The 17,791-nt window shown below is 63.0% G+C and carries 13 protein-coding genes; 6 read left to right on the forward strand and 7 right to left on the reverse strand.

Annotation, left to right across the window (positions count from 1 at the left end):
- The first annotated feature begins 14 nt into the window (after window positions 1–14).
- On the forward strand, window positions 15–1,502 hold the full coding sequence (locus J0X03_RS02700; protein ID WP_033644529.1) for a UxaA family hydrolase: 1,488 nt from the start codon (window positions 15–17) through the stop codon (window positions 1,500–1,502).
- Between the two features lie 52 nt (window positions 1,503–1,554).
- Here J0X03_RS02700 and sstT read toward each other — a convergent pair whose 3' ends face one another.
- The 5 genes from sstT to J0X03_RS02725 form a co-directional block, all read right to left on the reverse strand.
- Entirely contained in the window at window positions 1,555–2,790 is a 1,236-nt protein-coding gene (gene sstT, locus J0X03_RS02705; RefSeq protein ID WP_028128305.1) for a serine/threonine transporter SstT, read from the reverse strand.
- Window positions 2,791–3,053: 263 nt separating this feature from the next.
- Window positions 3,054–4,022, reverse strand: a complete 969-nt coding sequence (locus tag J0X03_RS02710) for a TerC family protein (protein WP_016930179.1) — start codon at window positions 4,020–4,022, stop codon at window positions 3,054–3,056.
- A 252-nt stretch (window positions 4,023–4,274) separates the two neighbouring features.
- Window positions 4,275–5,006, reverse strand: coding sequence for a glutamine amidotransferase (locus J0X03_RS02715; RefSeq protein ID WP_033651270.1), 732 nt, complete (start codon window positions 5,004–5,006; stop codon window positions 4,275–4,277).
- A gap of 1 nt (window position 5,007) precedes the next feature.
- A complete protein-coding gene (locus J0X03_RS02720) occupies window positions 5,008–5,988 on the reverse strand; it encodes a Gfo/Idh/MocA family protein (RefSeq protein WP_160204641.1) in 981 nt (326 codons plus the stop codon).
- Between the two features lie 50 nt (window positions 5,989–6,038).
- On the reverse strand, window positions 6,039–6,545 hold the full coding sequence (locus J0X03_RS02725; RefSeq protein WP_004937154.1) for a M48 metallopeptidase family protein: 507 nt from the start codon (window positions 6,543–6,545) through the stop codon (window positions 6,039–6,041).
- Window positions 6,546–6,694: 149 nt separating this feature from the next.
- On the opposite strand from J0X03_RS02725, the gene rlmG reads away from it, so the two are divergent.
- Window positions 6,695–7,834: a 23S rRNA (guanine(1835)-N(2))-methyltransferase RlmG gene (rlmG, locus tag J0X03_RS02730; protein WP_033651272.1), complete on the forward strand. Its 1,140-nt coding sequence runs from the start codon at window positions 6,695–6,697 to the stop codon at window positions 7,832–7,834.
- A 195-nt stretch (window positions 7,835–8,029) separates the two neighbouring features.
- Here the strand turns inward: rlmG and J0X03_RS02735 are convergent, their stop codons facing one another.
- The gene (locus tag J0X03_RS02735) at window positions 8,030–10,051 is read right to left on the reverse strand and encodes an oxidoreductase (RefSeq protein WP_046687863.1); all 2,022 of its coding nucleotides are present in this window, start codon (window positions 10,049–10,051) and stop codon (window positions 8,030–8,032) included.
- A 424-nt stretch (window positions 10,052–10,475) separates the two neighbouring features.
- On the opposite strand from J0X03_RS02735, the gene J0X03_RS02740 reads away from it, so the two are divergent.
- The gene (locus J0X03_RS02740) at window positions 10,476–12,095 is read left to right on the forward strand and encodes an ABC-F family ATP-binding cassette domain-containing protein (protein ID WP_108682034.1); all 1,620 of its coding nucleotides are present in this window, start codon (window positions 10,476–10,478) and stop codon (window positions 12,093–12,095) included.
- Window positions 12,096–12,110: 15 nt separating this feature from the next.
- Here the strand turns inward: J0X03_RS02740 and pdxR are convergent, their stop codons facing one another.
- On the reverse strand, window positions 12,111–13,601 hold the full coding sequence (pdxR, locus tag J0X03_RS02745) for a MocR-like pyridoxine biosynthesis transcription factor PdxR (protein ID WP_160204640.1): 1,491 nt from the start codon (window positions 13,599–13,601) through the stop codon (window positions 12,111–12,113).
- A 121-nt stretch (window positions 13,602–13,722) separates the two neighbouring features.
- Between pdxR and J0X03_RS02750 the strand changes: the two genes are divergently transcribed.
- The 3 genes from J0X03_RS02750 to J0X03_RS02760 are packed head-to-tail and all read left to right on the forward strand — an operon-like array spanning window position 13,723 to window position 17,755.
- Window positions 13,723–14,988, forward strand: a complete 1,266-nt coding sequence (locus J0X03_RS02750; protein WP_160204639.1) for a 4-aminobutyrate--2-oxoglutarate transaminase — start codon at window positions 13,723–13,725, stop codon at window positions 14,986–14,988.
- 12 nt (window positions 14,989–15,000) lie between these two features.
- A complete protein-coding gene (locus J0X03_RS02755; RefSeq protein WP_089195204.1) occupies window positions 15,001–16,455 on the forward strand; it encodes an NAD-dependent succinate-semialdehyde dehydrogenase in 1,455 nt (484 codons plus the stop codon).
- Window positions 16,456–16,513: 58 nt separating this feature from the next.
- Window positions 16,514–17,755, forward strand: coding sequence for an aromatic amino acid transport family protein (locus tag J0X03_RS02760; protein WP_103101387.1), 1,242 nt, complete (start codon window positions 16,514–16,516; stop codon window positions 17,753–17,755).
- Window positions 17,756–17,791 lie beyond the last annotated feature (36 nt).

The raw sequence follows: 17,791 nt of genomic DNA on the forward strand, positions 1-17,791 counted from the left end.
TCCGGGACCGGTTTATGCAAAGTACGATAAAGATTCACGAGCAGGATAACGTGGCGGTGGCGCTGCGCGATCTGGCTGCCGGAGAGCGCGTTGAGCTGGAAGGCGCGGTCGTCAAACTGGCGCAGCCGGTGGCGCGCGGGCACAAGTTTGCACTCGGCCCGATCGCCGAGGGTGAAGACATCATCAAATATGGCCAGCCGATCGGCCATGCGCTCGCGGCCATTGCGCCTGGGGAGCATATTCATTCGCAAAACGTCAAAACCAACCTGAGCGATCTGGACAGCTACCGTTACCAGCCGCAGTTCCCGACGCTGCCGCCGCAGGCGGCGGATCGCGAGGTGCAGCTGTACCGCCGGGCCAACGGCGAAGTGGGGATCCGCAACGAGCTGTGGATCGTGCCGACCGTCGGCTGCGTCAACGGTATCGCTCGCCAGATCCAGCAGCGCTTTTTGCAGCAAACACAGGCGGACGGGATCGACGGCGTGCATCTGTTCAGCCACCCGTTCGGCTGCTCGCAGCTGGGGCAGGATCATGCCAACACCCGCATCATGCTGCAGAACATGGCGCGCCATCCCAACGCCGGCGCGGTGCTGGTGATCGGGCTGGGGTGCGAGAACAATCAGGTGGATGCCTTTCGCGCCACGCTGGGGATAGGGGACGAGCGGCGGTTGCGCTTTATGGTGTGCCAACAGCAGGACGATGAAGTGGAGGCCGGGCTGGCGCTGTTGCACGAGCTGTATCGGGAGATGCGCCACGATCGCCGCGAGCCGGGCCGCCTGAGCGAGCTGAAGTTCGGCCTGGAATGCGGCGGTTCGGACGGGCTGTCGGGCATTACCGCCAACCCGCTGCTGGGGCGCTTTTCCGACTATGCGATCGCCAACGGCGGCACCACGGTGCTGACCGAAGTGCCGGAGATGTTCGGCGCCGAGCGCATTCTGATGAGCCGCTGCCGCGATGGAGAAACCTTCGACAAAACCGTCGACATGATCAACGATTTCAAACGCTATTTCATCGCCCATCAGCAGCCGATTTATGAGAATCCGTCGCCGGGCAACAAGGCCGGCGGCATCACCACGCTGGAGGAGAAGTCGCTTGGCTGCACCCAAAAGGCGGGGCTAAGCCAGGTAGTGGACGTGCTGAAATACGGCGAGCGGCTGCGCGTGCCGGGGCTGAATCTGCTCAGCGCGCCGGGCAACGACGCGGTGGCGACCAGCGCGCTGGCCGGCGCCGGCTGTCATATGGTGCTGTTCAGCACCGGGCGCGGTACGCCGTACGGCGGCTTTGTGCCGACGGTGAAGCTGGCGACCAACAGCGAGCTGGCGGCGAAGAAACCGCACTGGATCGATTTTGACGCCGGCAGCCTGGTTCACGGCGTGGCGATGGAGACGCTGCTCAGCCGCTTCATCGATCTGATTGTCGAGATTGCCAACGGGCGTCCGGCGCGTAATGAAACCAACGACTTTCGCGAGCTGGCGATCTTTAAAAGCGGGGTGACGCTGTAAAGCTGACAAAAAAGGCGCTCGAGGGAGCGCCTTTTTATGAAGCAACGCGCGATTAACGCACCTTCAGCGGGTCTTCGTTCGCCAGCCGCTGGTCTTCCGCCTGGCAGGCGGCGGCGGTGAACAGCACGTCGGTGGAGGAGTTGAGGGCGGTTTCCGCCGAATCCTGCAGTACGCCGATGATAAAGCCGACCGCCACCACCTGCATCGCCACGTCATTCGGAATGCCGAACATGTTGCACGCCAGCGGGATCAGCAGCAGCGAGCCGCCGGCCACGCCGGAGGCGCCGCAGGCGCACAGGGCGGCCACCACGCTCAGCAGCAGGGCGGTCGGGACGTCCACCGCGATGCCCAGCGTGTTTACCGCCGCCAGCGTCAGCACGGTGATGGTGATCGCCGCGCCGGCCATGTTGATGGTGGCGCCCAGCGGGATGGAAACCGAGTAGGTGTCCTCATTCAGGTTCAGCTTTTTGCACAGCTCCATGTTCACCGGGATGTTGGCGGCGGAGCTGCGGGTGAAGAAGGCGGTCACGCCGCTCTCGCGCAGGCAGGCGAACACCAGCGGATACGGGTTGCGGCGGATCTTCCAGTACACGATCAGCGGGTTGAGCACCAGCGCTACCAGCAGCATGCAGCCGATTAACACCATCAGCAGTTGCGCATAGCCCCACAGCGCGCCGAAGCCGGTTTCCGCCAGCGTGGAGGCCACCAGGCCGAAGATGCCGAGCGGCGCACAGCGGATCACCGCGCGCACCACCAGCGTGACCGCATGGGACATGTCGTTGATCAGCCCCTTGGTGGTTTCGGAAGCGTGGCGCAGCGCCAGCCCCAGCCCGACGGCCCACGCCAGAATGCCGATGTAGTTGGCGTTAATCAGCGCATGGAACGGGTTGGCCACCACGCTCATCAACAGGCCCTTCATCACGTCCACGATGCCGCCTGGCGGGGTGATGTCGGTTGCGCCGGTGGTCAGCGCCAGCGTGGAAGGGAAGATAAAGCTGACGACGACCGCCACCAGCGCCGCAGCGAAGGTGCCCAGCAGGTAGAGGAACAGGATGGGGCGAATGTTGGTTTTCTGCCCCTGTTTATGGTTGGCGATCGAGGCCATCACCAGTATCAGCACCAGCAGTGGCGCTACCGCCTTCAGCGCGCCGACGAACAGGGTGCCGAGCAGGCCGACGGCCGCCGCGGCCGCCGGCGAAACCAGCGCCACCAGAATGCCGGCCACCAGGCCGACCATGATTTGTTTAACCAGGCTGCCCTGAGTCATCCTTTGTAGTAGTTTTTGCATAGTGCTTCTCTTCCTGATGTTATCTGGCCGCCGCGGCGGGAACGACGCCGGGCAGCTTTATATGATTCTGTAACTAAGTGTGTTTGCCGAATCAGTATTCAGTAATCGAATGATGTTGGAAAGAGGCGAGGGTGAAATTCTGAGCGCGGATCAACACTTGATAACATACTGGTTACATTTGTGTGATCGTAATAACGTTTGGCGTTTTGGGGGAATTGCCAAACAATCGCGGGGCGACTAGCGCCCCGGATAACAGATTATGGTTATTTCTTCGCCAGGCGATCGTTGCGGCGATTGACCCAGGCGTTGATCAGCAAGGTGAGCGTCAGGATGCCCGCCACCACGCCGAGCGAGATACCGATCGGGATGTGGAAGAAGTCGATTATCAGCATCTTGATACCGATAAACACCAGGATCACCGACAGGCCGTATTTCAGCATCGAGAAACGTTCCGCCACGTTGGCCAGCAGGAAGTACATGGCGCGCAGGCCCATGATGGCGAACAGGTTAGAGGTCAGCACGATGAACGGGTCGGTGGTCACGGCGAAAATCGCCGGGATGCTGTCCACCGCGAAAATCACGTCGCTCAGTTCCACCAGGATCAGCACCAGCACCAGCGGGGTGGCGAACAGGATGCCGTTGCGGCGCACGAAGAAACGCTCGCCTTCCAGGCTGTCGGTCATGCGCAGGCGGCTGCGCAGCCATTTCACCAGCGGCTTGTCGCCGATTGCCGAGTCGTCTTCCTTCGCCAACGCCATCTTGATACCGGTGAACAGCAGGAAAGCGCCGAACAGGTACAGCAGCCACTGGAACTGGCTGACCAGCCAACTGCCGGCGAAGATCATGATGGTACGCAGCACGATCGCCCCCAACACGCCGTAGATCAGCACCCGCCGCTGCAGGTTGGCCGGCACGGCGAAGTAGCTGAACAGCATCAGCCAGACGAACACGTTATCCACCGCCAGCGCTTTTTCGATCAGGTAGCCGGTCAGGAAGGCCAGCGCCTGGGTATCGGCGACGGCGCGCCCGGCGGTTTCATTCAGGTAGTACCAGAAACCGAAATTAAACAGCAGAGAGAGGCTGACCCACACCAGCGACCAACTGGCGGCCTGCTTCATAGTCATGGTGTGCGCGCCTTTACGGCCCTGCAACAGGAGATCGATTGCGAGCATCACGACTATGACGGCGGCGAAGCTGCCCCACAACCACGGTGTGCCAACGGAATTCATCATCAGAGGTATCCTTCAAAAACAAAAACGGCCAACGTCGGAAGACGCCAGCCGCTCTGTGAACGCTGCAAGCAAACCTCGCCTTCCGGCAAGGTCTCACTTACAACGTTGATGAAGGTGGTTACACCTTTGACATCAGGTTGCCCGGTAACCGGATGCTTGCGCATCGTAATGACGATTAACCGGCAATGAAGTTACTCCCCTTTGCAGAGCAGAAAGTAATGCAAAATGTGTCGGCGGTCAACGTGAATCGCGTTAGCCGGCCAACGCTTTTTGCGCGCCCAGGCTGACGACGAATCCCTGCAGCAGCAGGCGGCTGAACGGCGTGTCGCTAACCTGTTGTTGTTGTTGCTGATAGCGGGCCTGCTGCTCGGGATGCAGCTCGCCGAGCCACTGCAGATACTGGCTCATCACCGCGCCGTTGAATTCCGGGTGGAACTGGGTGGTCAGGGCATGATCGCCATAGCGCAGGATCTGGTGCGCGTCCTGCTGCGAACGCGCCAGCGTCTGCGCGCCGGCGGGCGGCGTCAGCACGCTCTGCGAGTGGATCAGGTTGGCTTTGAAGCGCGGCGGCAGCAGGGTGAGCCGCCGGTCTTCGGCCGCGGCGGGCAGCAGTTCGATCTCCAGCGTGCCCACCTCCATGCCCTGCGGGTGGTAACCCACTTCGCCACCGAGCGCGTAGGCCAACAGCTGGTGGCCGTAGCAGACGCCGAACAGCGGCAGTTTGATCGCCATCGCCTGGCGCAGCCACTCGGCCGCCGCCTCGCTCCACGGCAGCTGTTCGGTCACCATCGCCGGCGAGCCGGTGATGACCACGCCGCAATAGGCGGCCGGCGGCAACGGCCGCTTGCCGGCAGGCAAGTGTACGATGTGCGCGCGTTCGGCGTCGATATTGCCCTGTTGCAGGAACATGCCATCAAAGTTGGCCAATTCCTGACGAATGGCCTGCGGCGCGTCGCCGGTTTGCATCACGAGCAGCGGTTTCATCTCATTCTCCGTCGGCGGGGAAGACGACGCCGGTCTGGCGGCGGATATCGGTCAGCAGGCGGGCGACGATCAGCGAATTCTCCAGCCCCGGATATTCCACCCGGTGATTTTCCACCAGCTCGGCGAAGGCCAGCGCTTCATACAACATGGTGTTGATGTGCTGCGGCTGGCTCAGATCCTGGCGGTTGCCGCCGCGCGGCGTCAGCGCCACGCCCTGGCACTCGGAAATCTTGTCGATAATCAGCGTGCCTTCCTCTCCCTGGATCTCGCTGGGGATCTCCGAGTCGCTGACCTTGGAATGGGAAAGCGTGACGTCGAAATCGCCGTAGTTCAGGCAGACGGTGCCGTGTGCGTCCACGCCGGTCTCCAGCAGCGTGGCGCTGGCGAGCACCGACTGCGGCGCGCCGAACAGCGCCACCGCGCTGGCCAGGCAGTAGTAGCCGATATCCATGATGGAGCCGTTGGAGAACTGCGGGTTAAACGTGTTGGGGTTCTCGCCGGCCAGGTAGCGCGGGTAGCGCGAAGAGTATTGGCAGTAGTTGATGAAGGCTTTGCGCAGCCGGCCGACTTTCGGCAATGCCTGCTGCAGCGCCAGAAAATTCGGCAGATAGGCGCTTTTGAACGCTTCGAACAGCACCACCTGATTTTCCCGCGCGCAGGCCGCCAGCTGTTCCGCTTCGCGCTGGTTGGAGGCCAGCGGTTTTTCGCAGATCACGTGCTTTTTATGGCGCAGGAACAGCAGCGATTGCGGGCAGTGCAGGGAATTGGGGCTGGCGATATACACCGCGTCTATGGCGTCGGACTGGGCCATCGCCTCGAGAGAGTCGAAAAACTGCGTGACCTGATAGTTGGCGCCAAACGCCTGCGCCTGTTCCAGCGAGCGTGAATACACGGCGCTCAGCTTGAGTTTGCCGCTTTCATGGGCGGCATCAATAAAACGTTCCGTAATCCAGTTGGTGCCGACGACGGCAAAGCGAATCATGGCGAGCTCCGGTCCAAGCTTAAAACCGCAGATTATCACGCCCTCATTCGCTATGCATACAGCTCGCCGAACAGCGAAAGGTGCGTCAGATACAGCCGGGTATCGAACTCCAACTGGTGGTAATCCGGTTCCATATGGCAACACAGGCTGTAGAACGCCTTGTTGTGATCTTTCTCTTTCAGGTGAGCCAGCTCATGCACCACGATCATGCGCAGGAACGGTTCGGGCGCGACCTTGAACACCGTCGCCACGCGAATTTCCGCCTTGGCTTTCAGCTTTCCGCCCTGCACGCGGGAGATGGCGGTGTGCAGGCCCAGCGCGTGCTTCATGACGTGGATCTTGCTGTCGTAGGCCACCTTGCTCAGCGGCTGGGCGTTGCGCAGATACTGGTTTTTCAGATCGACGGTAAACTGATACAGCGACTTGTCGGTGGTGCAGTCGTGTACCTGCGGATAGCGCTGCAGCAGCACGTCTCCCAGCCTGTTCTGGTGGATCAGTTGCTGCACCTGGCTTTGCAGATGCGTTGGGTAGCCTTGCAGGTAGGTCAATTCAGACATTCTTGTTCCGTATCAACGGCCATTCAGCCGGTCATTCTATGCTGTTTTTTCGCTCAAATCCTGACATACGCAATTTATCCGAAAAAACATTTTACTGACGGGCGTTTTTAGGGGATAAACAGCCCAAATTTTATCAGTCAGGAGGGGCAATGAGCCAACTCGATCTGGGAACACAGCAACTTGAGCTGGAGCGTTATCCCCAACAGGAAGAATCCACCCAACTGCAGGCGTGGGAAGCGGCGGACGAATATCTGCTGCAACAGCTTGAAAACGTAGATATCGGTGGCCGCCCGGTGCTGATTTTCAACGATAACTTCGGCACCCTGGCCTGTGCGCTGCACGCGCATCGTCCTTACAGCGTCAGCGACTCGTACATGAGCCAGCTGGCGACGCGTCACAACCTCAAGCTCAACGGTCTGGATCCTGAGCAGGTCACACTGTTGGACAGCCTGGCCGAGCTGCCGGCGGCGCCGGCGGTGGTGCTGATTCGCGTGCCGAAAGCGCTGGCGCTGCTGGAACAGCAGCTGCGCGCGCTGCGCCACGTCGTGACCGAAGACACGCTGATCGTCGCCGGTGCCAAAGCGCGCGACGTGCACACCTCGACGATGCAGCTGTTTGAAAAAGTGCTGGGCCCAACGCGCACCAGCCTGGCGTGGAAGAAGGCGCGCCTGATCTTCTGCCAGGCGGCGGACATCGTCCCGCCGGCGGCGGCGGAAACCACCAACTGGACGCTGGACGGCACCGATTGGCTGATCCACAACCACGCCAACGTCTTCTCGCGCGGCAGCCTGGATATTGGCGCGCGCCTGTTCCTGGAGCATCTGCCGCGCGGCCTGAACGGCCATATCGTCGATCTGGGCTGCGGCAACGGCGTGATTGGCCTGACGGCGCTGGCGCAGAATCCGGACGCGCAGGTGACTTTCGTCGATGAATCCTACATGGCGGTGGCCTCCAGCGAGCTGAACGTGGAGCACAACCTGCCACAAGAGTTGGACCGCTGCCAGTTTGAGGTGAACAACGCGCTGGCGGGCATCGAGCGCGAAAGCGTGCAGGCGGTGCTGTGCAACCCGCCGTTCCACCAGCAACACGCCATTACCGATCACACCGCCTGGCAGATGTTCTGCGACGCCAAGCGCTGCCTGCAAGTGGGCGGCGAACTGCGCATCGTCGGCAACCGTCACCTCGACTACCATCAGAAGCTCAAACGTCTGTTCGGCAACTGCACGCTGGTGGCCTCGAACAAGAAGTTCGTGATCTTGAGAGCGGTGAAATCCGGCGCGCGTCGCTGAGCGTGAATAACAAGGGGCGCGATACGCCCCTCAGGCTGTAGACAAAGGGGGGAAAAAGCGTGGTTTTTCCCCCTTTGTGGTTATCAGCGGAAAATCAATAAATTGATTTTCCTTGTTTTCTATTCGCTGCTCTCTGCCACCCCGGCATAGGGATGAGGTTTGTCATCAATATCAGGGGCGCGATGCGCCCCTTTTTTACAGCGCCATCGCCAGCCGCGTGCCCTGATCGATCGCGCGGCGGGCGTCCAGCTCGGCGGCCACGTCGGCGCCGCCGATCAGATGCACGGTTTTCCCCATCGCCAGCAGCGGCTGCTGCAGTTCGCGGCGCGGTTCCTGCCCGGCGCAAATGACCACCGTGTCCACCGGCAGGCAGCTGTCTTGCTCGGCGCGGGTGATGTGCAGCCCTTCGTCGTCGATCAGCCGATAGCTGACGCTATTGAGCATCTTCACGCCGCGCATCGCCAGGCTGGCGCGGTGGATCCAACCGGTGGTTTTCCCCAGGCCTTCGCCCACCTTGCTGGTTTTGCGCTGCAACAGGTAGATCTGCCGGGCGGCGCGTGGTGCCTGCGGGCCTTGCGCCGCCAGCCCGCCGCGCTGTTCAAGGCGGCCGTCGATGCCCCATTCGCGGTTGAATTCCGCCTGATCCAGGCTGCTGGAGACGCCGTGCTGGCTAAGGTACTCGGCGGTGTCGAAGCCGATGCCGCCGGCGCCGATGATCGCCACCCGCTGGCCGACCGGTTTTTTATCGCGCAGCACATCCAGATAGCTCAGCACCTTGGCGTGCCCGATGCCGGGAATATCCGGGGTGCGCGGCACGATGCCGCAGGCGAGGATCACCTCATCGAATTCGCTTAAATCCGCCGCCTCGACTTTGGCGCCCAGTTTGACCGTCACTTCACGCAGCGCCAGCTGACGGCGGAAGTAACGCAGGGTTTCATGGAATTCTTCCTTGCCGGGGATTTGCTTGGCGATGTTGAACTGGCCGCCGATCTGCTCGGCGGCGTCGAACAGCGTTACCTGATGACCACGGCTGGCGGCGGTGGTGGCAAACGCCAGCCCGGCGGGGCCGGCACCGACCACCGCCAGTTTTTTCGGCTTTTCCGCCATCGTCAGCGGCATTTCGGTTTCACGGCAGGCGCGCGGGTTGACCAGACAGGAAGTCAGCTTGCCTTCAAAGATCTGGTCGAGGCAGGCCTGGTTGCAACCGATGCAGGTATTGATCTCGTCGGCGCGCCCCTCGGCGGCTTTCTGCACAAAGGCGGCGTCGGCGAGGAACGGACGCGCCATCGACACCATGTCGGCGCAGCCGTCCGCCAGCACCTGCTCGGCCACCGCCGGATCGTTGATGCGGTTGGTGGTGATCAGCGGGATGCTGACCTTGCCCATCAGCTTGCGGGTCACCCAGCTGAATCCGGCGCGCGGTACCATGGTGGCGATGGTCGGGATGCGCGCTTCGTGCCAGCCGATGCCGGTATTGATGATCGTGGCGCCTGCCTGTTCGACCGCCAGCGCCAGCTGCTCGATCTCCTGCCAGCTGGAGCCGTCTTCCACCAGATCGAGCATCGACAGCCGGTAGATCAGAATGAATTCCGGGCCCACGGCCTGGCGTACTGCCCTGACGGTTTCGACGGCGAAGCGCATGCGGTTGGTGAAGCTGCCGCCCCATTGGTCGTCGCGCTGATTGGTGCGCGTCGTCAAGAATTGGTTGATCAGATAACCCTCGGATCCCATCACCTCAACGCCGTCATAGCCGGCCTGCTGCGCCAGCGCCGCGCAGCGGGCGAAGTCGGCGATAGTCTGCTCGATCTCCGCTGCGCTGAGCGCGCTCGGCGTAAACGGGTTGATCGGCGCCTGCAGCGCGGAAGGGGCCACCAGCTTGGGTTGATAGCTGTAGCGGCCGGTGTGCAGGATCTGCAGCGCAATTTTGCCGCCCGCCCGGTGGACGGCTTCAGTCACCGGGCGGTGGTGAGGCAATTGCTCCTCGCTGTTGAGGATCGAACCGCCGCGAAACACCACGCCCTGTTCGTTCGGGGCAATACCGCCGGTGACGATCAGCGCCACGCCAGCGGCGGCGCGCTCGGCATAGAACGCGGCCAGGCGCTGCGGGCCGTCGGGCAGCTCTTCCAGGCCGGTATGCATCGATCCCATCAGCACCCGGTTTTTCAGGGTGGTGAAGCCGAGATCCAGCGGCGCCAGCAGGTGAGGGTAATTGCTCATTGCACTCTCCATCGTTCATCCCCCGCCTCTTTCAACCTGCAGCGTTGTTGCCTGCGTTCGCTCGCCCCAGTCACTTACTTGAGTAAGCTCCTGGGAACGCCCGAACTTGCCGCCTAGCTGCAGGTTGAAAGCGATTGGGGATGAGCATCTGTTATTATTATGTGAATACAAGTGGTCGGATGAGATAAATCTAGCCGTTGTCGCGCCGCTTGGGAATCTGCGTTGCGCCGAATGTGATAGATGTCATGAATCTCAGACTCTGTTTGCATAACGAACAAAAGATCGGTTAGCCTTTACGCGTTGTAAATTCCTTCTCTCTGCGGAGCCATTACCGAAAATGAACACCCACACCTGTTGATATCGTGTCCCACGCTGTGCGCTCTCGCGCCCTGTGGGGATGTTTTGATCTCATTCAGGAGTGCTTATGGCTCATTCAGCGCAGTCCCCTTATTTCGTTTTACATCAACTGACCTGCCAATTTGCTGACGGCGAAACGCTGTTCGGCCCGCTGGATCTTGCTTTCGACCGGCAGCGCTGCGGCCTGGTAGGGCGCAACGGCGTCGGCAAAACCCAGCTGCTGCGCCTGATCGCCGGGCTGGATCAACCGGGCAACGGGCACGTCGAATCTCATGCCGCAGTAGCTTACGTTGCACAGCAACCGGAGATCGCCGCGGACACCACGCTGGCCCAGCTGTTGGGCTATGGCGAGGCGTTCGCCGCGCTGGCGCGTCTCGAGCAGGGGCGGCCGCTGGCGGACGATATCGATCGTCTGGAAGGGCGATGGGATCTCCACGATCGCCTGCAAAACGCCTTCGCCGCTGCCGGGCTGCCGGCCTTCGATCCGTTGCGATCCGCCGGTTCGCTGAGCGGTGGCGAGCGGATGCGCGCGGCGCTGTGCGGCGCCTTGCTCGGCGAGGCGGATTTTCTGCTGCTGGACGAACCGACCAACCACCTCGACAGCGTCGGGCGCGCCTGGCTGTATCAGCAGCTGGATCAGTGGCGGGGCGGGTTGCTGATCGCCAGCCATGACCGGCAGCTGCTGGCGCGCATGGAGCGCATCGTCGAACTGACGCCCGGCGCGCTGCGCAGCTACGGCGGCAACTATGATGACTACCGGCGCCAGCGCGATACAGAGCAGCAGGCGGCGCGCGCCGATCTGGAGCATGCGCGCGAGGAGCGCCGCCGCACCCGCGCCCGCCAACAGAAAGAGCACGACATGAGCCAGCGGCGCTCGGCGCAAACGCTGCGCGTCGTCGATACGCTGAATATCGCCTCTTTCGAGCGGGTGGCCTACAAGTCGGCGGCGAAAGAGAGCCTCGGCACGCTGCGCAAACAGCATCAGGATCGGCGCGACAGCCTCGATGCGGCGGTGCGCGAAGCCTACCAGCGGGTGGAAGAGGAACAGCCGGTGTTGCTGGCGCTGCCGGGCAGCGAAGTGAACGCGAACAAGCAGGTGCTGGTGCTCGAGCGGCTGCAGCTGCCGTTCGTCAGCGCGCCGCCGCTGGATCTGCGTATCGACGGCCCGATGCGCGTGGCGTTGACCGGCCCCAACGGCTGCGGCAAATCCACTTTGCTGAAGACTATTCTCGGCCGGCTGGCGGCGCTTTCCGGCCATTGTCATTGTCCGCTGTCGACCGCCTACCTCGATCAAACCCTGTCGCAGCTCGACCCGGGCCTGTCGGTGATGGAGCATCTGGGGCTACAGGATTCGCCGTTGGCGGAAGGCGCGTTGCGCACCCGGCTGGCGCAGCTGCAGCTTGGCGCGGATCGCATCGCGTTGCCGCTGGGCTCGCTGAGCGGCGGTGAAAGGCTCAAGGCGGCGTTGGCCTGCGCGCTGTGGCGGCGACAACCTGCGCAGCTGCTGTTGCTCGACGAGCCGACCAACCACCTGGATCTGGCGTCGTCGTTGGCGATCGAAACCGCGCTGGCGGATTTCCCCGGCGCGATGATGGTGGTGTCGCACGACGAAGACTTCCTGCAGGCGCTGCGGCCGACGCACCGCCTGCACCGACAGGCGGATGGATGGCGGCTTCAGGCCTGGTAATGCGCGAAGGCGGCCCTAGGGGGCCGCCTTTTTCATCTCGGGCGTGTTGATGCAGGCCAGCAGCTGGGTGAAGGCGGCGGCCATCTGCTCTTCCGGCACGCAGGCAAAACCCATCAGCAGGCCGCGCCGCCGATTGGGCAGCATGTAGTAGCGCGACAGCGGCCGCACCAGCACCCCTTGCGCGCCGGCGGCGGCGGCGATCGCCACGTCGTCGGCCTCGTCCGGCAGGTTGAGGATCAGGTGCAATCCGGCGTTGCTGTTGAACTCGCTGAGCGCCTGTTTGCCGAGGTGCCGTTCGATCAAGCCGGTCAGGAAGGCGCGCCGCCGGGCGTACAGCAGCCGCATGCGGCGGATATGCGCGGTGTAGTGCCCCGCCTGGATGAACTCCGCCAGCGCGCTCTGGATCAGCAGGTGCCCGCCGCGGTACAGCTCGGCGTGGGCGGTTTTCAGCGCCTGCACCAGTGGCGGCGGCAACACCACATAGCCGAGGCGCAGCGCCGGGTAGAGTGTTTTGCTGAAGGTGCCGATGTAAATCACCGGCGCGTCGGCTTCCAGCCCTTGCAGCGCCGGGATCGGTTGGCCGGAAAAGCGGAATTCGCTGTCGTAGTCGTCCTCGACGATCCAACCGCCGGCGTTGCGCGTCAGCGCCAGCAGCCGTTGGCGGCGCGCCAGGCTCATCACCGAGCCGAGCGGATACTGGTGCGACGGGGTGACGAAGATCAGCCGCGGCGGGTTGGTCGGCTGCTCCGGCGGCACCAGCCCGGCTTCGTCCACCGCCAGCGGGCAGATGTTCAGCGCATTGATGCGCAGGATATTGCGGATCCCCCAATAGCCCGGCTCTTCGATCCAGGCGTCATCCCCCGGATTGCACAACATGCGCGTCACCAGATCGATCGCCTGATGGATGCCCTCGGTGATCAGGATCTGTTCCGGCGAACAGCGCACCGAGCGCGCCACCCGTAAATACTCCACCAACGCATGCTGCAGCTCCGGGCTGCCGCCCTGATTGCTGTAGGTCAGCCGCTGCGGCGTCGGGCGGCGGCTGAGGCGCGCCTGGATCTTGCTGAACAGCTGATGGGGAAAGGCGTTGACGTCAGGCACGCCGGGAATGAACGCCCCCCACTGTTTGGGGCTGGCGCTGGCGTGGTGCAGCAGCGTGGCGCCGCGCTCCGACAGTTCGACGCGCCGCGGTTGCCCGCTGCCGTCCGCCGGGGCGCCGCCGGTGGAGAGGCAGCTGTCCGGCACCGTGTCGGCGACGAAGGTGCCGCTGCCGGCGCGCGCCGACACGTAGCCTTCCGCCAGCAGTTGTTCATAAACGGTTAACACGGTGTTGCGGGACAGGCTGAGCTCCTGCGCCAGATCGCGTGAGGCGGGCAGGCGGCTGGAGGGCGGCAGGCTGCCGTCGAGAATGCTGGTGCGGATCGCGTTGTAAAGCCGCTTGTGCAGCTTGTCATCGGGCTGTTCGCCGAGGCGCTGCAGCAACAGATCACCACTCAATGAGCGCAATTGGATCCCTCAATTATTCGTAACTGGCACTCGATTATAGGGCCACATCCTGTGTAAATAAACGGCATTGTTTCACGAATGTGAACGAAACGTGTAACTGGCACCGACCGGAGAGAACAGCATGAAAAACGCAGAATTGAACCAACGCCGTCAGGACGCCACCCCGCGCGGAGTGGGCGTGATGTGTGGTTTTTACGCCGAGCGCGCAGAGAACGCCACGCTGTGGGATGTGGAAGGCAAAGAAGTGATCGACTTTGCTTCGGGGATCGCCGTGCTGAACACCGGGCACCGTCACCCGAAGGTGATCGCCGCAATTGAAAAGCAGCTGCAGGCCTTCACCCACACCGCCTATCAGATCGTTCCTTACGAAAGCTATGTTTCTTTGGCGGAGCGCATCAACCAGCGCGCGCCGATCGCCGGTCCGTGTAAAACCGCTTTCTTCACCACCGGCGCGGAAGCGGTGGAAAACGCGGTGAAGATCGCCCGCGCTTACACCGGCCGTCCGGGCTTGATCACCTTCGGCGGCGGCTTCCACGGCCGCACCTATATGACCATGGCGCTGACCGGCAAAGTGGCGCCTTACAAACTGGGCTTTGGCCCATTCCCCGGCTCGGTGTTCCACGGCCAGTACCCGAACGCGCTGTACGGCGTGACCACCGAAGACGCGATGAACAGCCTGGATCGCCTGTTTAAAGCGGATATCGATCCCAAGCAGGTGGCGGCCATTGTGCTGGAGCCGGTGCAGGGCGAGGGCGGTTTCAACGTGGCGCCGGCCGATTTCATGCAGGCGCTGCGCGCGCTGTGCGACCAGCACGGCATCCTGCTGATCGCCGACGAAGTGCAGACCGGCTTCGCCCGTACCGGCAAGCTGTTCGCCATGGAGCACTACAGCGTTAAGCCCGATTTGATCACTATGGCGAAAAGCCTGGCGGGCGGCATGCCGCTGTCGGCGGTGGCGGGCCGCACCGAGGTGATGGACGCGCCGGCGCCGGGCGGGCTGGGCGGCACCTATGCCGGTAACCCGCTGGCGGTGGCCGCCGCGCACGCGGTGCTGGACGTGATCGACGAAGAGCAGCTGTGCCAGCGCGCTCAGCGCTTGGGGCAGCATCTGGTGGAAGTGCTCCAGCAGGCGCGCAAAACCAGCCCGGCGATCGCCGATGTGCGCGCGCAGGGATCGATGGTGGCGGTGGAGTTCAACGATCCGGTTACCGGCAAGCCTTCGGCGGAGATCACCCGTCAGGTGCAGCAGAAGGCGATGGAGGAAGGGCTGCTGCTGCTGAGCTGCGGCGTGAACGGCAACGTGATCCGCTTCCTCTACCCGCTGACCATCCCGGACGATCAGTTCACCAAGGCGATGGGCATTCTGTCCCGCGCGCTGGCCCACTAAGGAGCGATCGGCATGAAATTGAATAATCCCGAGCTGTTGCGCAGCCAGTGTCTGATCAACGGCGAGTGGTGCGATGCCCTGAGCGGCAAACGTGAAGCAGTGATCAACCCGGCCACCGGCGTCGAACTGGCCAGCATTCCGCTGGTCAGCGAAGAGGAAACCCAGCAGGCGATCGCGGCGGCGCAGCGGGCGCAAAACGACTGGAAACAGCTGACCGCCAAGCAGCGTTCCGCGCTGCTGTTGGCCTGGGCCGACAAAGTGTTGGCCGCGCAGGAAGATCTGGCGCAGCTGATGACCGCCGAGCAGGGCAAATCGCTGGCGGAAGCGCGCGGCGAAGTAGCCTACGCCGCGTCGTTCATCACCTGGTTCGCCGAAGAGGCCAAGCGGGTGGACGGCGCGGTATTGCAGGCGCCGCAGGCTTCGCAGCGCCTGGTGGTGGTGAAGCAGCCGATCGGCGTGTGCGCGGCCATCACCCCGTGGAATTTCCCGGCGGCGATGATCACCCGCAAGGTGGCGCCGGCGCTGGCGGCCGGTTGCGCCATCATCGTCAAACCGGCCGAGCAAACGCCGCTGACCGCGCTGGCGCTGGCCAAGCTGGCACAGGACGCTGGCATTCCCGCCGGCGTGTTGCAAGTGGTGACCGGCGAAGCGGCGCAGGTGGGCAAGGTGCTGTGCGACAGCCCGGTGGTGCGCAAACTGAGCTTTACCGGCTCGACCGAGGTCGGCCGCATCCTGATGGCGCAGTGCGCGCCGAGCATCAAGAAACTGTCGCTGGAGCTGGGCGGTAACGCGCCGGTCATCGTGTTTGACGACGCCAATCTGGACGCGGCGGTGGCGGGCATCATGGCCTCCAAATTCCGCAACAGCGGCCAGACCTGCGTGTGCGCCAACCGTATCTACGTGCAGGACGGCATCTACGAGCGGCTGGCGGAGAAACTGGTGGCGGCGGTCGAGCAGTTGAAAGTGGGAGACGGCAGCCACGAAGGCACCACCCAGGGGCCGTTGATCGACAGCGATGCGGTAGCGAAGGTGCAGAGCCATATCGACGACGCGCTGATCAAAGGGGCGCAGATCGCCACCGGCGGCCAGCCGCACGCGCTCGGCGGCACCTTCTTCCAGCCGACGGTGGTGACCGGCGTGACGCAGAAGATGCGCTTCGCCAAAGAAGAGACCTTCGGGCCGGTGGCGCCGCTGTTCCGCTTCCATGACGAGGCGGAAGCCATCGCCATGGCCAACGACACCGAATTCGGCCTGGCCGCCTACCTGTTCACGCAGAACGCCGCGCGCCAGTGGCGCGTGCCGGAAGCGCTGGAGTACGGCATGGTCGGCATCAACACCGGGCTGATTTCCAACGAAGTGGCGCCGTTCGGCGGCGTGAAACAGTCAGGGCTCGGGCGTGAAGGATCGCGCTACGGGATAGAAGAATATCTGGAGCTGAAATACCTGTGTATCGATGTGAGCCGTTGAGCGTCAGGACGTTAACCCATCCCGGCGGCCAGCGTCGCCGGGCGATAAAGGATGATGCATGTCTGATAATATCTCTGTTTCTCCGGCGCTTGCCGCCGGGGTGCGAGCACCTGCACCCGCCAAATCGTTAAGTTTCCTCGAAGGGGTGGCGATGATCGTCGGCACCAACATCGGCGCCGGGGTGCTCTCCATCGCCTACGCCTCCAGCAAGGCCGGCTTTCTGCCGCTGCTGTTCTGGCTGGTGCTGGTGGGAAGCCTGACCACCATCACCATGCTGTACGTTGCCGAATCCACGCTGCGCACCCGCGCGCATCTGCAGCTGAGCGGGCTGGCGAAGCGCTACGTCGGCGGCCTGGGCGCCTGGCTGATGTTCGCTTCGGTGTGCGTCAACAGCGTTGGGGCGCTCACCGCCTATATGACCGGCAGCGGCAAGCTGCTGCAATCGCTGTTCGGCATCTCGCCGGCGCTGGGCAGCCTGCTGTTCTTCGTGCCCGCCGCCGGCGTGCTGTACCTCGGTTTGAAAGCGATTGGCCGTGGCGAGAAGTTCATCAGCATCGGCATGGTGGTAATGTTGACCGCGCTGGTGGCGGCGACGCTGCTGAAAGACACCACCCAGATGCGCAACCTGCTGGACGGCGACTGGCGCTATATGGTGCCGGTGTTCAACGTGGTGGTGTTCTGCTTCTCGGCGCAGTACATCGTGCCGGAAATGGCGCGCGGCTTTGCCGACAAACCGGAGCAACTGCCGAAGGCGATCATCGTCGGCATGGTGGTGACGTTCATTTTGCTGGCGGCGGTGCCGATGTCGGTGATTGCGCTCAGCGGGCTGAATGATATCTCCGACGTGGCCACCATTTCCTGGGGCCAGGCGCTGGGGCAGTGGGCGTTCTTCTCCGCCAACATCTTTGCGCTGTGCGCGATGCTGACCTCGTACTGGGGATTGGGCGGCAGCTTCCTGACCAATATTTTCGACAAGTTCCGGCTGGGCAACGACGAGCTGCCGCTGCGCCGCTTCGGCGTGCTGCTGCTGGTGGTGGTGCCGCCGTTCGCGCTGGCCTACAGCGGGCTGGTGTCGTTCGTCAACGCGCTCTACTTCGCCGGGGTGTTCAGCGGGGTGATCCTGTCGATCATGCCGATGCTGATCCTGCGCGGCGCGCGCAAACACGGCGACCAAACCCCGCGCTGGCAGTGCAACTGGATCACGCATCCGCTGCTGCAGATCAGCATTGTGTTGCTGTACCTGGCCAGCGCGGTGTACGCCATCGCTTCATTGTTAGGCTATCTGCCCTCTGGATGGTGATTTGCCTTCCCTCAAGCAGTGATGTTGTTTCTCGGC

Origin of the sequence: Serratia ureilytica, from assembly GCF_017309605.1 — a bacterium.
Classification (GTDB): Bacteria; Pseudomonadota; Gammaproteobacteria; order Enterobacterales; family Enterobacteriaceae; genus Serratia; species Serratia ureilytica.